The organism is Nautilia abyssi (genome assembly GCF_055388085.1).
On record NZ_AP042376.1, the window covers coordinates 1,000,519 to 1,015,544 of the forward strand.

Genomic DNA, 15,026 nt, shown 5'->3' on the forward strand with positions numbered 1-15,026 from the left:
TCAAAAGGAACTGCTTGAATAAAATATTAGTATTTGCAGGCTGTCAGGAAGCGACTCTGCTTATTAAAAAAATTTCGGATAATTATTTAAATCTGGGCGAATTTCACATAATATACGAAGAAGACGAAATCAAAAACGGATTTAACGAAAAAGAAAACCTCTTTTTTTATAAGATAAATTTTTATGCATACGAACTTTATAAAAATCTGCTTCATAAAGAAAACCTCAATAAAATAGTTATACTCGTTAAAAATAAAAAAGAAGCCGAATTTATACTGAAAAATTCCCTTGATAAAAAAGTTCCTATTTTATTCGTAAAATTCTGGCTAGATTTTGAAATACCTCAGCAAAACAATATAGAAATTATCGATATACCTGAACTTCTGACAAATAAAGTTATCGATTTCCTTCCCGGCGTTCCACTTTTTGCCAGGGATATAGGACTGGGAATAGGAGAAATACTGGAAGTTGAAGTGCCTCCCCACTCTCCATTTGTATACCTGCATCCAAGCAAACTGGAAAACAAAGAGGCAAAAATCGCCGCCATTTACAGAAACAACGAACTGAGACTCATAAACGAAAACACTATGATACTGCCAAACGACAAGCTGCTGCTTGTAGGAGAGCCTGAAGCCCTTAAAGACCTTTTTAATAAAATCAAAAAAAACATAGGCGCCTTTCCGCAGCCTTACGGACAAAATATATACCTGCTGCTTGATATGAAAAACATGGAACAAAAAGAGATATCGGCTCTTTTAAAATCAGCTCTGTTTTTACACAGAAAACTTAAAAACAAAAAACTTATTATAAAAATAATCAATCCTTCCATCAATAATCAGATTTATAAACTCTACAAATTCAACAATATAGAAATTCTTTCCGACTATTACGAAACATCATACAAAGAATGCCTTAAAAAAGACGTAGATACGTATAATATCGGTCTTATCGTAACAAACAACGAATTTTTCTTTAAATATTCAACATTTTTCTATGATATTAAACTTCCTATTTTCAAAAAAGGCGAAGAATCAATAAAAAAATGCAAAGGAATTAAAGTACTGCTGCAGGAAAACGAAATCAAACCTATAGCATCTGTAATATTCGACCTTTCATTTCAGCTTGACAAACCGTTAACGTTCATAGACGGTGACCCGGAAAACACACACACCGAACTAATTGAATATCTTACGAATTTTGCAAAACTGTTTAATTTCAAAGACGTACACATTGAAAAAACAAAAGATAATCCGATATTTGAACTGAACAAAGAAGACAATCAGTGCATTATTTCGCCGTTTACTACAAAACCGGTGCCTAAACTGTGGCAGGTTTTAAATCCTAAAATGGAATATTCATACCTGTTTTTAAACAAATTCAATCAATTTTTAATACCAGTAAAATAAGGACAGCAATGAAAGTACACATCAAAACGCCAAATAAATCATACGACATACTGATACAGCAGCTTCCGGAAATAACTTTGGATAAAAAAGTAGCCGTAATAACAAATCCTACGGTAGCCGGTTATCATTTAAACTATCTTTTAAACAGATTAAAGGCAAAAGAGCTTAAAATCATCACTATTCCGGACGGTGAAGAATATAAAACAATGGAATATATTACATATGCTCTTGACAGGATGTTCGACGCAAAATATGACAGAAACAGCATTGTTATAGCATTCGGAGGCGGAGTTATAGGAGATATGAGCGGCTTTGCAGCTTCGATCTTTTTAAGAGGAATAGATTTTATTCAAATCCCTACTACCCTGCTTTCAATGGTTGACAGTTCTGTCGGAGGAAAAACCGGAATCAACAACAAATACGGCAAAAACCTCATAGGTGCGTTTTACCAGCCTGAAGTCGTATACATCGATACACATTTCCTATCAACACTGCCGAAAAGAGAGTTTGCGGCAGGTATGGCAGAAGTTATTAAAATGGCGGTAATGTTTGATAAAGACTTTTTCGAAAATCTTGAAAAAGAGACTCTTAAGATAGAAGAAATAATAAAAAGGTCGGTAGAAATCAAAGCATGGGTCGTTAACCAGGACGAAAAAGAAAAAGGCATAAGAAGCGTTCTTAATTACGGACATACATTCGGACATGTCATAGAAAACCTGACAAACTACAAAACATACCTGCACGGTGAAGCAGTGGCTATAGGTATGGTGATGGCAAACGAGCTTTCGGTAAAATTAGGCCTGCTAAGCGAAGAAGAGGCGTTAAGAATTAAAAAACTGCTTGAAAAACATTTGCTTCCGACTTCATACCAGATAAAAGATGTTAACGAATTTTACGAGCATTTTTTTGCAGACAAAAAAACGCTTGATAATAAAATAAAATTCATAATTCCCGAAAAAATCGGAAAATACAAAATAGTAGAAAACATAGACAGACAGATTATATTAGAAGTACTGGAAAAGTTCGCTAAATGAGAATAATAGTTTTTTTATTATTCTTTTTATCCCTGTTTGCAAATACAAACGATACCAACATTACAGCTTTGAAAACAAAAAAGCAGAATATTTACGAACTGTTAAAAAAAGACGAATTTTTTATTAACTATCAGTCTTATTTAAATTACAAAAAACTTCAAAACAAAATTTATACGCTTGAAAAACTTGCAAGAAGAAATCCGGCTAAATATAAAAACAAACTTGACCAGCTAAAAACAGAGCTTGAACTGCTGAGTAAAAACAGAAATATATTTACAACGCTTATAAAAATAAAGGAGCTGCCGAAACCTCCCGTCGTAAACAACCCTTTTCAGATATTTAACGCATTGAACTATGAAAAAGAAGTAGACAACGTAATAAATGAAAACTTTAAAACATATGAATATTTCAAACAGACTTTAAATATGCTGCTGCAGCTTGATAAACTAAATAAAAAACTGAACATAAAAGACAGCGAGCTTAAACAGACGATTCAGGATTTTATAGTAATAAACAACATCTATAAAACAAAACTTAAAACCCTCGAAGCCGAATCCAAAATATACAAGCAGAAAGTTAAAAAAGAGATCAATAAAGAAATCAATAAACTCATATCCCTTGTAATTTCAATAGCAATCAGTATATTTATTTTCATGCTTATAAAATTAGCCGTGAGAAAATACGTAAAAGAGGAGTCTTTTTATTTAACTAATAAAATACTAAACTTCATAAACGCTACAGTCATCCTTATTATAATTTCATTTTTCTATATTAATAACGCAACTTATCTGATTACCATTGTGGGATTTGCTTCAGCAGGTATTGCCATCGCTATGAAAGACTGGTTTATGAATATCTTCGGGTGGTTTGTGATTATGACCAGCGGAAACTTTAAAGTCGGAGACAGAATAAAAATATATCTTCAAAACGGCCAGGTAAGAATAGTGGGAGATGTTATAGACATTACCATGACCAGAATCGTAATTTACGAAGACGTAACTCTTACAACTTACCTGTATAACAGAAGAGCCGGAAGAATCGTTTTTATTCCTAACAATATAATATTTACAAACCCGGTTTTTAACTACACCCATCACGGAATGTCAACGGTATGGGACGGTATAGACATTACCATTACGTTTGATTCAAACCATAAAAAAGCCGTATATCTTGCAAAAGAAATAGTAAGCAAATATTCAAAAGGTTATACCGACATAACCAAAAGAAGACTTCAAAAACTAAAGTCGGAATACCATATTAAAAACGCAAACGTTGAGCCCAGAATTTATACATTTATAGAAGACAACGGTATCAGAATCAGCTGCTGGTATCTTAACAATTATACGCCTCTTAATCTTAGAAGCAACATTTCTGCGGAAATAATCGAAGCTTTCAATAACGAAGAAGATATAACGATAGCATACCCTACATACACAATAGTAAAAAGAGGAGAACATGAAGAACCTGATAAAACTGAAACACCTGTATGATCTAAAAGCCGCCGGAGAGGAATATTTTGAAGGTTTTCATTCAAAAGAAACGGAAGTCAAAATGCCTAAACAGCTTGACGAGCTTAAAAAAATATGTCTTAATTGCACACTGTGTGATTTAAGCAAAACCCGCACGAACGTTGTATTCGGCGAAGGCAACCCAAATGCCGATTTAATGTTTATCGGTGAAGGTCCCGGAGCCGAAGAAGACAAAACCGGAAGACCATTTGTCGGAAGAGCCGGCAAGCTGCTTACCAAAATAATTTTAAATGTGCTAGAATTAACGAGAGAAGACGTTTATATAGCAAATATAGTAAAATGCCGGCCGCCGAACAACAGAGTGCCGAGTATAGAAGAAGCCCAAACGTGCAAACCGTATCTTTTAAAACAAATTGATATAATAAATCCTAAAATTTTGGTTTGTCTGGGAAAAACCGCTTTTATGTATTTAATGAACAGCGATATGCCTATAAGCAAAGTAAGAGGCCAGATATTCGAATTTAAGGAGAAAAAAGTGATACCTACATTTCATCCGAGTTTCCTTTTAAGAAACCCGTCAGCTAAAAAAGAGGCTTATAAAGACTTCCTGCTAATAAAGAGTATGTTATGATGAAAAAACTGTTAATAACAGTATGTGCGGTATTTTTAAACGCACAGCAGTTAAATTTCGAACTTCCAAACGATATAAACACAACTTCGGCCGAAACAAACAAAACCGCCGTAATTGCCGAGAGTAATGAAACAAATGTATCAGATACGAATATAACTGCAGAAACAAACACAAGCGCGGAAATAAACGAAACCAACAATACCGCTATTGTAGACGTAGAAGATTTCAACGACACTTATGTCTCTTTTAATTCAAAAGCCTCTTTTGCCGTGGTTATTAACAAACAGAGATTTTTTAAATTTATTCCTTCTTTAATGAACGCCCTGAATGCATATTACGCCCAAAAAGGAATAGATTACAATATTACCCTTTATAATATAGACACAAATCTTTCAAAAATAAAAAGCAAAGACATTATTTATTTTACAACAGACATAAACCAGCTGTCTAAATTAAAAGACTATAACAAAACCTTTTACCTGCCGTTAATCAATAAAAACGAAACCAACATAACGGCTAAAAACATCTATTTCGGCTCAATCGATTTCAAAGACCAGATACAAAAACTTACTTCGTTTATTGACGATAAAACGGATGTAATAGCTGACCATACTCTTTTATCAGACAAACTGCTAAATTACGAAAAAAATCTGACGTATATTCATACCGTATATCATTTTCCGAATATTTATTATCAGGATCTGAACAATTCTTTTGTAATATTTAATACAAGCGCAGGAAAAACGGCCCAGGTTCTTTCAACCATTACGCAAAAAGAAATCCAGACCAAACTGACTCTAACACCGCAGCTGGGATATAACCCTTTAATGATTGTACTGACCCAGCCGGCTGACATTCAAAAACTGCTTATTGCCAATTCCATAATTCATCCTCCTTTGATTATCAATGAAGATGCTTCTTTGCTTAATTCAGATATAAGATACAACTGGATGAATTACGCGGCCTGTATTTTTGCCAACAAAATATACAACAAACAAAATTCAGAAGACCAGTTTTATATGAACGACTTTAACATATATATATTTAACAATCAGATAAACTATAAAACAAAACTTTACAGAATAATAGACGGGGCTTTTAAACAGGTTGAATAATTAAGTTGTGAAAATAATTATCACTTCACAACTTACCTACTTCACAACTTAACCACTTTTTTTATGCTATAATTCCGCTTAAAAAAGGACACTAATGGCAACTTACGTTATCGGGTTCCCAAGAATCGGTGAGCAAAGAGAACTTAAAAAGGCACTAGAGGCATATTGGGCTGGCAAAATTTCTGCACAGGAACTTCAAAAAACTGCAAGCGAACTTAGAAAAAGACACTGGACTTATCAAAAAAACGCGGGTATCGATCTGATCAGTATTAACGATTTCAGTTTTTACGACAATATGATTGATGCAATGACAATGCTAAACGCTATTCCTGAAAGATACAACGATGTTAAAAACTGCATGGACAAAAACTTTGCGGTAGCAAGAGGTGATGCAAATCACAAAGCAATGGAAATGACTAAATGGTTCAATACAAACTACCATTACATCGTTCCTGAACTTGACATTAATATGGATTTCAAAGCAAGTATCGAAAAAATCAAAATTGAATACAATGAAGCAAAAGAGCTTGGAATTAATGTAAAAGTTAACTTCGTAGGACCAATTACATTCGTAAAACTTTCTAAAATCGTTAACGGCAGCGAAGATGAAATAATTGAAAAACTGCTTCCTGTTTACGAAGATTTAATCGCTCAAATCAAATCACTTGACGAAAACATCACTATCCAGTTTGACGAGCCTTATTTCGTAACCAACCCTAGCGAAAAAGACCTTCAGACACTTAAAAAAGTTTACGACAAATTAGGAAGCCTTGCCAATATTTTCGTAGCTACTTATTTCGAACATTCAAACGAAGCAAACGAAGTGCTTGCGACTACTCCTATTAAAGGTATGTTTTTAGATTTCGTTGCAGGAAATGAAAACAGCATCAAAGCACTTGCTGATGCAGGTAAAATCGTAGGTATAGGTATCGTTAACGGAAGAAACGTATGGGTTAACGACATCGAAAAATCTGTTGAATTCCTAAAAGGCATCGCTGAAACATACGAAGCTGACAAAATTATGGTAGGAAGCAGCTGTAGTTTACTTCACGTACCTTACACTCTTAAATACGAAACAAAAATGGATGAAGATATTAAATCTTGGATTTCATACGCACTTGAAAAACTTGACGAAATCAGAGTAATAGACAAACTTTTCAGAAATGAAGAGCTTAGCGAATACGAAAAAGAAGTTCTTGAAGGCAACAAAATCGCAATCGCTACAAGAAAAACAAGTGACAAAATCCACGATCCTGTAGTTAAAGATAGAGTTTCTAACCTTACTGACAAAGACAAACACAGAAGCGTACCGTTTGAAGAGAGAATCAAACTTCAGCATGAAAATCTAAAATACCCTATTCTTCCGACTACAACAATCGGAAGCTTCCCGCAAACACCTGAACTTAGAAAACTAAGAAGAGACTATAAAAACGGTGTAATTAGCGAAGAAGAATACAAAACTCAAATCAAAGCAATGATTAAAGACCTTGTTGAATATCAAGAAGCAATCGACATCGACGTACTTGTTCACGGTGAGTTTGAAAGAAACGACATGGTTGAATACTTCGGTGAGCAGCTTAAAGGTGTTGCATTCTCACAAAACGGATGGGTTCAGTCATATGGTAGTAGATGTGTTAAACCACCTCTAATTTTCGGAGACGTTTCTAGACCAAAAGATATGACAGTTGAATGGACTGTATACGCTCAAAGCCTTACAGACAGACCGATGAAAGGTATGCTGACAGGTCCTGTTACAATGCTTAACTGGTCATTTGTTAGAGACGATCAGCCAAAAAGAACAACTGCATATCAAATGGCTATAGCAATCAGAGACGAAGTTGAAGCTCTTGAAGCCGCAGGAATAAAAGTTATCCAGGTTGACGAAGCTGCACTTAGAGAAGGTTATCCTCTTAGAGCTGAAAAAAGAGCTGAGTATGAAGACTGGGCTATTACCAGCTTTAGAATTACAACTTCAAGCGTAAAACCTGAAACTCAGATCCACACTCACATGTGTTATTCTGAATTCAGCGACATTATGGACGCTATTGAAGATATGGACGCGGACGTTATCTCAATCGAAAACGCAAGAAGCGACAACAGCCTACTTAAAATCTTTAAAGAAAGAGGATACAAAGGTGAAATCGGACCTGGTGTTTACGATATACACAGCCCGAGAATCCCAAGCACTGAAGAGATGGTAGAACAGATCGAAGCTATTCTTGAAGTGTTACCTGCCCAAAAAGTATGGGTTAACCCTGACTGCGGTCTTAAAACAAGAAAATGGGAAGAAGTTAAACCAAGCTTAGAAAACATGGTAAAAGCTGCAAAAGAAGTAAGAGCTAAACTTAAATAATGAAAAAGCTCCTGCTTTTTTTACCCCTTTTTGCTTTTTCTTTTTATTATCCTCTGAATTTCAAATTCCAATTTATACATAACTGCATGCAGACATCCTCCCTGCCTGATAAATATCAATACTGCGAATGTGTTTATAATAAAATAACAAACCGTTTTACTTATCAGTTTTTTTCATACAACACTGCATCTCCGGAAGTATTGAATTTTATAAGAAAAGCCTCTAAAGAATGCCTCATAAAAATGAAAAGTGTAAAATGAAAAATTTAAAATGATTTATTTAGCTGTAATTTTTCACTTCTGACTTTTCCCTTAACAACTTATCCACTTATCAACTTAACAACTCATTTTATGCTATACTTCTAATTAAAAATTCTCAAGGAGATTTTATTATGAGAGAATATCTTTTTTCAAGTGAATCTGTAACTGAAGGCCACCCGGATAAAATGGCAGACCAGATCAGTGATGCAATATTAGACTATATTATAGAAAGAGACAAAAACGCAAAAGTAGCCTGTGAAACACTTCTTAGCAACGGTTTTTGTGTTATAGCGGGAGAGCTTAAAACAATAACTTACGCTCCAATGCAGGAAATCGCAAGAGAAGTGGTAAGAGAAATAGGATATACCGATGCAAGATACGGTTTTGATTACAGAACTGCGGGAGTTCTTAACGGAATCGGAGAACAAAGTCCTGATATCAGACAGGGGGTTGAAAGAGGAGAAGAAATAGGAGCTGGCGACCAGGGAATGATGTTCGGTTATGCGTGTACTGAAACACCTGAACTTATGCCGCTTCCGATTATGCTTGCACATAAACTCACAAAAAGACTCTCAGTTGCCAGAAAAGAAGCTATTATTCCATGGCTGAGACCTGACGGAAAAGCACAGGTAAGCGTAAAATACGTCGACGGCAAACCTGTAAGCGTAGAAAAAATTGTAGTTTCTACTCAACACGAAGAGGATATTAACTATTCTGAAATAAAAGAAGCGGTAATAGAAGAAGTAATAAAAAAAATAATCCCGGCTAATATGTTAAGCAAAAACGTAGAATATTTCATTAACCCTACAGGTAAATTCGTAATAGGCGGACCTCAGGGAGACGCAGGACTTACAGGGAGAAAAATCATTGTTGACACATACGGAGGAGCAGCGCCTCACGGCGGAGGAGCATTCAGCGGAAAAGACCCTACTAAAGTTGACAGAAGCGGAGCTTACGCAGCTAGATGGGTGGCCAAAAACCTAGTAGCGGCAGGAGCGGCAGAAAAAATAACAGTGCAAATCGCATATGCAATCGGTGTGGTAGAACCCGTAAGTATTTATGTAGACTCTCACGGTACTGCAAAAGTGGATGAGAGAAAAATAGAAGACGCGGTAAGAAAAATATTCAATCTTACACCAAAAGGAATTATAGATTCACTTGATCTGTTAAGACCTATTTACAGAAAAACAGCTGCTTACGGACATTTCGGAAGAGAAGAATTTTCTTGGGAACAGCTGAATAAAGTTGAAGAAATAAAAGATTTTTTAGGACTTAAATAAAATATTATTTTCAAAGTTTTTGAGGTTATTTAGGTTTTTATATATAACCTTTAATAACCTTAATATCTTTCGCTTATTTTTTACTTTTTATTATTAACTTTTCAATTCTTAATTATGGTAAAATACGACTATGATAGTTTACGGAAAAAGAGTAGTAGAATATATAATTCAAAAACACGGCGATATTGTTAAAGAACTTTTAATAGCAAAAAAACTTGATAAAAAAGAATTAAACAGACTGAAGAAATTTAAAATAAATTTTATTGATAATAAAACTGCACAAAAAATAAGCAGAAACGGAAATCATCAGGGTTATTTTGCAAAGATAGACTTCACTCCTCAGGAATGGGAAATAAGCGGTAAAAAAATTGTCGTTTTAGACGGTGTAACCGATATGGGAAATATAGGAGCAATTGTCAGAACTTCTTATGCACTGGGAATTGATCTGCTGATAATTACAGGAATTAAAGATCTTAAATGGCCTCAGATTATAAGAATGAGCGCCGGAGCCGCACTTGATATGAAAATCATCTCTTATCAAAACATACTTGAGCTTATTAATATTTTAAAAACCAAAGGATATACGCTTATTGGGGCCGATATGAACGGAGAATGTAAAGTAAAAGCAGAAAAATCAGCCCTGATTTTAGGCAATGAGGGTGAAGGAATTAAGAAAAAAGTCAAAGAAAAACTTGATAAAATTTTAACAATAGATATGAAAAACGAATTTGACTCTTTAAACGTATCAGTCGCTGCCGGAATACTAATAGATAGGATCACAAATGAATGCTAAAGACTTTTTTGAACAGTACTCAATTGAGGTAATAAACAAACGGACAAGAATATCTCCCATATCATTAAGATTTATAAAAAATAAAGAGTTTGAAAAAATACCGAGAGTTAAATTTTTAGGATTCGTAAGAATAATTGAAAAAGAATTTGATGTAGATTTAAGCGAACTTATAGAAGAATACAATCAGTCCACAAACCATACTCCTACTCAGACTTCCGATAAAAAAGAAGCAGAATTAAAAGAGCCAAAAAAGCATAATACGCTGCTGTTATTTATACTTGCGCTGATATTATTTTCATTGGGTGCTTATCTTCTTTACAAAACTTACAATTCAAAAAGCGGATCAGACACAATAAATAAAACTGCCTATATGCCGAATAATGAAGAAAACCTATCTTCCGAAAACAATATTACAACACAAAAAACACAAGAAAACAATACTTCAAAACAGGCGGCCAAAGCGGAACAAACGACAAAAACACAAATACAGCACTCTCAGCAAACGGCTATACCAAAAACGGTCAAAATTTTCCCAAATGAAAAAGTATGGTTTAAGGCTGTAAATTTAGACAACAATAAAACTGTGGAATATCTGACAAGCAATCCAAAAACACTGATAGGACCAAACTGGTATATAAAATTCGGCCACGGTAATATTACAATAGATTACGGAGACAAAACCATAACTCCTCAGACAAAAAAAATAGTAAGACTGCTGTTAAAAAACGGAAAAGTGGAATATTTAAAATATCCAAACAGGTATGAAAAATGAAAAAACTGATTTTTGTATTTATAAGTGTTCTGTTTTTATACGCAAACAATGCAAAACTGATAAAAGACTTGATAGGCGAAGAAAAGTTTAATACTTATTATGAACTGCTAAAACCGGTTTTAAACGAACCGTCGCTGGAAAAAACATTAAAATATCTGCAAAACAACGGTCTTTTAGAAATTTTTTTCAATAAACCGAAACTGATTCATCCGACTTTTGTATTCAAAAACAGCGATCCGGTTTTCAATACAAGAATCTTATACAAAACACTGGATTCACTGGGCTATTATTATTTCTATCCGGTACAGATAACTAAAAAATCTGATACTTATTCATTAACCCTTGAAATGAAATCAACACATTATATAGACCCTCTTTTATTTACAAATACTATTTCACAGTACGGATGTAAAATCATAGGTATAAAAAAAGACAAAAATTACAAATACACACTAGACTGCACAAACGAGAAACTGGATGCTTTAAAAGTTATAGACAAAAAAACAAAACTTTTAAACGCAAAAGGCGTTTACTGGTTAAATCCTAACGGTTTTAGAAAAATGCTTATTGTATCTTCAAAGTTTGACAAATGGTATCCTTACATTGTATTTTATGACAGAAATCTGAATATTTTAAATATAATTTCAAAACAAAACCCTCAAAGAAGCATTTATATAAATATACCGGCAGAATGCAGTTATATTAAAATTACAGACACATTTTCAAAAGAAAACTTTAAAAGAGGAATTTATATAAAAGGAATTAAATGAACCATTTTGAAAGAATAGAAAGACTTCCTAATTATATTTTTGCAGTAATTAACGAACTTAAACTTCAGGCAAGAAGAGCGGGAGAAGACATTATAGACTTTTCTATGGGAAATCCCGACGGCCCTACTCCCAAGCCTATAGTAGACAAACTGATTGAAGCGGCACAGAAACCTAAAAACCACAGATACTCTGTAAGTAAAGGTATATATAAATTAAGAGAAGCTATCTGCAACTGGTACGCAAGAAGATATAATGTATCGCTAAACCCGGAAACCGAAGCAGTTGTTACAATGGGAAGCAAAGAAGGCTACGTACATTTAACCCAGGCGATTACAAATGTGGGTGATGTGGCGATTGTCCCGGATCCAACCTATCCTATCCATTCATACGCTTTTATGCTTGCAGGTGCAAGTGTTAGAAAAGTAGAACTTAAATACAATGAAAAATACGAACTGAAAGAAGACGAATTTTTCGAACAGCTTAAACTCGCAATGATAGAAGCCGTTCCAAAACCAAAATTTTTAGTATTAAACTTCCCACATAACCCTACAACGGTTACTGTTACTAAAGAATTTTATCAGCGCGCTGTAGATTTCGCAAAAGAAGAAGGACTTTATATCATAAGCGATATAGCATATGCGGATATTACTTTCGACGGTTATAAAACTCCAAGTATTTTCGAAGCAAAAGGTGCTAAAGAAGTGGCGGTTGAAAGTTTCACTCTCAGCAAAAGCTATAACATGGCAGGATGGAGAGTAGGATTTATTGTAGGTAACCCTGTTTTGGTAGGAGCGCTTCAAAAATACAAATCATGGATTGATTACGGAATGTTTACACCTATACAGGTAGCGGCTACTGTAGCACTCAGAGATTATCAGCATTTAGTCAAAGACATAGTTGAAACATACAGACAAAGAAGAGACGTGCTTATAGAAAGTTTTGCAAACGCAGGATGGGAAATAGAAAAGCCTAATGCAAGTATGTTCGTATGGGCAAAAATTCCTGAAAAAGTAAGACATCTCGGAAGCCTTGAATTTTCTAAAAGACTGTTAACCGAAGCGCACATTGCGGTAAGTCCCGGTATAGGATTCGGTGCATACGGTGATGACTATGTAAGAATAGCATTAATAGAAAATGAAAAAAGAATCCGCCAGGCGGCTAAAAACATTAAACAATTTTTAAAGGATTTTGATGGTTAAAATAGGAATTGTCGGAGTCGGAACAGTAGGACAAAGCGTTGTTAAAAACATTCAAAAAAACAAAGATCTTATAAAAGCCAGAGCCGGAAAAGAAATTATCGTCAAAACCGGTGTAGTAAGAAACCTAAACAAAAAAAGAGCTATTGATATTCAGCTTACCGATAACTATAAAGAAGTTACACAGGACCCGGAAATAGATATAGTAGTGGAACTTATGGGCGGAGTTAACGAAGCATATGAAGTGGTGAAAGACGCCCTTAAACACAATAAAGCAGTAGTAACCGCAAACAAGGCTCTTTTAGCTTATCACAGATTTGAACTTCAAAGTATTGCTTCTACACCGTTTGAATACGAAGCAAGCGTCGCAGGAGGCATACCTATTATAAAAGCTCTGAGAGACGGCCTTAGCGCAAACCATATTGAAGAAATAAAAGGTATTATAAACGGTACCTGCAACTATATTCTTACTGAAATGAAAAACGGAAGAAATTACGAAGAAGTGCTAAAAGAAGCGCAGGATCTCGGATATGCAGAAGCAGACCCGACATTTGACGTAGGCGGTTTTGATGCTGCACACAAACTGCTGATATTGGCAAGTATTGCTTATAACATAGATGCAAAACCAGAAGATATTTTAATAGAAGGCATTGAAAATATAAATCTTACCGATATAGAATTTGCAAAAGAATTCGGATACGAAATAAAACTTCTTGGTATTGCCAAAAAAATAGAAAATCAGGTTGAACTCAGAGTACATCCGACTTTAATTAAAAATTCTCAGATGATTGCAAAAGTCGACGGAGTAATGAATGCCGTAAGCGTAATCGGAGATGTTGTGGGAGAAACAATGTATTACGGTCCGGGAGCCGGAGGAGACGCTACGGCAAGTGCTGTTATTAGCGATATTATAGAAATAGCAAGAGGAAATGTAAATCCAATGCTGGGCTATAAAAAACCTCTTGAAAACGAAAAAGTAACACTAAAACCGTCAAATAAAATAGAAACGAAATATTATTTAAGAATTGCGGTAAACGACAAACTAGGCGTTCTTGAAAAAATCGCAAATATACTTGCCAAAAACAATATTTCAATAGAAAGTTTTCTTCAAAAACCTAAAAACGGATATGTAAAACTGCTGTTTTCAACACACAAATGTGTAGAAGAAGAAATAAAAAAAGCAATAAAAGAAATAGAAAATCTTGATTTCGTAATCAAACCTATTAACTACATCAGGATAGAAGACTAGTGATTAACAAACTTAAAAAAATTTCTCTTTTTTTCAACATAGAAGAATCTCTTTTAAAAGAAATTTCTTCTTTTTCAACTATAAAACATTACAGTAAAGACCAGATAATATTTTATGAAGGTGAAAAAGAAAACTATTTTTACGGAATTGTATACGGACAGGTGCTAATGTATGACGTAGACCTTAAAGGCAACATCATTCCTAAAAATCAGTTCGGATGCGGTGACATATTCGGGTTAATTTCACAAATACAAAACAGGCAATACTGTCTTAGCGCCGTCAGTGAAAATGAAAGCGAAATAATCAAAATAGATTATTCTAAATTCCAAAAATATATCTCAAATCCGCCGTTTAGCGACAGAATCATTAAAATGCTCAGTAATCAGATTATGCAGGAGCTGGAATTTAACAAACTTCAAAAGTTTGACGCAACGAAAAGAGTCATATATACACTTCTTAATTTCCCGCAAAAATTCGTTAGAAAGAAAAAATACATGCTTGCAAAAGAGCTAGGAATGAGCGCTGAAACACTCAGCAGAATACTCAGTAAGTTAAAAAATGAAGAAATAATATGCTATTGTGAAAAATCGATAAAAGTAAATGATTTTGAGAAACTAAAAAGTAAACTAAATGAAAGTTAAACACTATCAAAAATAATAAGTGCCAGGCACTTTAGTTTACAAAACAAAACCCCCGAA

13 protein-coding genes are annotated in these 15,026 nt (G+C 34.3%); all 13 read left to right on the forward strand.

Annotated elements, in window-relative coordinates:
- The first annotated feature begins 14 nt into the window (after positions 1-14).
- Positions 15-1,406 (forward strand): COG3400 family protein, encoded by a 1,392-nt coding sequence (locus ACZ5EP_RS05075; protein ID WP_464508221.1) that lies wholly within the window; start codon positions 15-17, stop codon positions 1,404-1,406.
- A gap of 8 nt (positions 1,407-1,414) precedes the next feature.
- Positions 1,415-2,440 carry a 3-dehydroquinate synthase gene (gene aroB / locus ACZ5EP_RS05080; protein WP_464508222.1) on the forward strand — a complete coding sequence of 342 codons (1,026 nt, stop codon included), beginning with the start codon at positions 1,415-1,417 and terminating at the stop codon, positions 2,438-2,440.
- Complete coding sequence (locus ACZ5EP_RS05085; RefSeq protein ID WP_464508223.1) at positions 2,437-3,930, forward strand: mechanosensitive ion channel family protein; 1,494 nt, start codon at positions 2,437-2,439, stop codon at positions 3,928-3,930. Before aroB ends, ACZ5EP_RS05085 begins: the two co-directional genes overlap by 4 nt.
- Positions 3,896-4,540: a uracil-DNA glycosylase gene (locus tag ACZ5EP_RS05090; protein WP_464508224.1), complete on the forward strand. Its 645-nt coding sequence runs from the start codon at positions 3,896-3,898 to the stop codon at positions 4,538-4,540. Before ACZ5EP_RS05085 ends, ACZ5EP_RS05090 begins: the two co-directional genes overlap by 35 nt.
- On the forward strand, positions 4,537-5,655 hold the full coding sequence (locus tag ACZ5EP_RS05095; RefSeq protein ID WP_464508225.1) for a hypothetical protein: 1,119 nt from the start codon (positions 4,537-4,539) through the stop codon (positions 5,653-5,655). The genes ACZ5EP_RS05090 and ACZ5EP_RS05095 overlap by 4 nt, the downstream gene beginning before the upstream one ends.
- A 94-nt stretch (positions 5,656-5,749) precedes the next feature.
- Complete coding sequence (gene metE, locus ACZ5EP_RS05100) at positions 5,750-8,008, forward strand: 5-methyltetrahydropteroyltriglutamate--homocysteine S-methyltransferase (protein ID WP_464508226.1); 2,259 nt, start codon at positions 5,750-5,752, stop codon at positions 8,006-8,008.
- Between the two features lie 388 nt (positions 8,009-8,396).
- Positions 8,397-9,548, forward strand: a complete 1,152-nt coding sequence (gene metK, locus ACZ5EP_RS05105; RefSeq protein WP_127679582.1) for a methionine adenosyltransferase — start codon at positions 8,397-8,399, stop codon at positions 9,546-9,548.
- 130 nt (positions 9,549-9,678) lie between these two features.
- Positions 9,679-10,341 carry a 23S rRNA (guanosine(2251)-2'-O)-methyltransferase RlmB gene (gene rlmB, locus ACZ5EP_RS05110; protein WP_464508227.1) on the forward strand — a complete coding sequence of 221 codons (663 nt, stop codon included), beginning with the start codon at positions 9,679-9,681 and terminating at the stop codon, positions 10,339-10,341.
- On the forward strand, positions 10,331-11,113 hold the full coding sequence (locus tag ACZ5EP_RS05115; RefSeq protein WP_464508228.1) for a helix-turn-helix domain-containing protein: 783 nt from the start codon (positions 10,331-10,333) through the stop codon (positions 11,111-11,113). Before rlmB ends, ACZ5EP_RS05115 begins: the two co-directional genes overlap by 11 nt.
- Entirely contained in the window at positions 11,110-11,883 is a 774-nt protein-coding gene (locus ACZ5EP_RS05120; RefSeq protein WP_464508229.1) for a hypothetical protein, read from the forward strand. Before ACZ5EP_RS05115 ends, ACZ5EP_RS05120 begins: the two co-directional genes overlap by 4 nt.
- Positions 11,880-13,082 (forward strand): LL-diaminopimelate aminotransferase, encoded by a 1,203-nt coding sequence (locus ACZ5EP_RS05125; protein ID WP_464508230.1) that lies wholly within the window; start codon positions 11,880-11,882, stop codon positions 13,080-13,082. Before ACZ5EP_RS05120 ends, ACZ5EP_RS05125 begins: the two co-directional genes overlap by 4 nt.
- The gene (locus tag ACZ5EP_RS05130; RefSeq protein WP_464508232.1) at positions 13,075-14,328 is read left to right on the forward strand and encodes a homoserine dehydrogenase; all 1,254 of its coding nucleotides are present in this window, start codon (positions 13,075-13,077) and stop codon (positions 14,326-14,328) included. Before ACZ5EP_RS05125 ends, ACZ5EP_RS05130 begins: the two co-directional genes overlap by 8 nt.
- On the forward strand, positions 14,328-14,969 hold the full coding sequence (locus ACZ5EP_RS05135; RefSeq protein WP_464508233.1) for a Crp/Fnr family transcriptional regulator: 642 nt from the start codon (positions 14,328-14,330) through the stop codon (positions 14,967-14,969). Before ACZ5EP_RS05130 ends, ACZ5EP_RS05135 begins: the two co-directional genes overlap by 1 nt.
- Positions 14,970-15,026 lie beyond the last annotated feature (57 nt).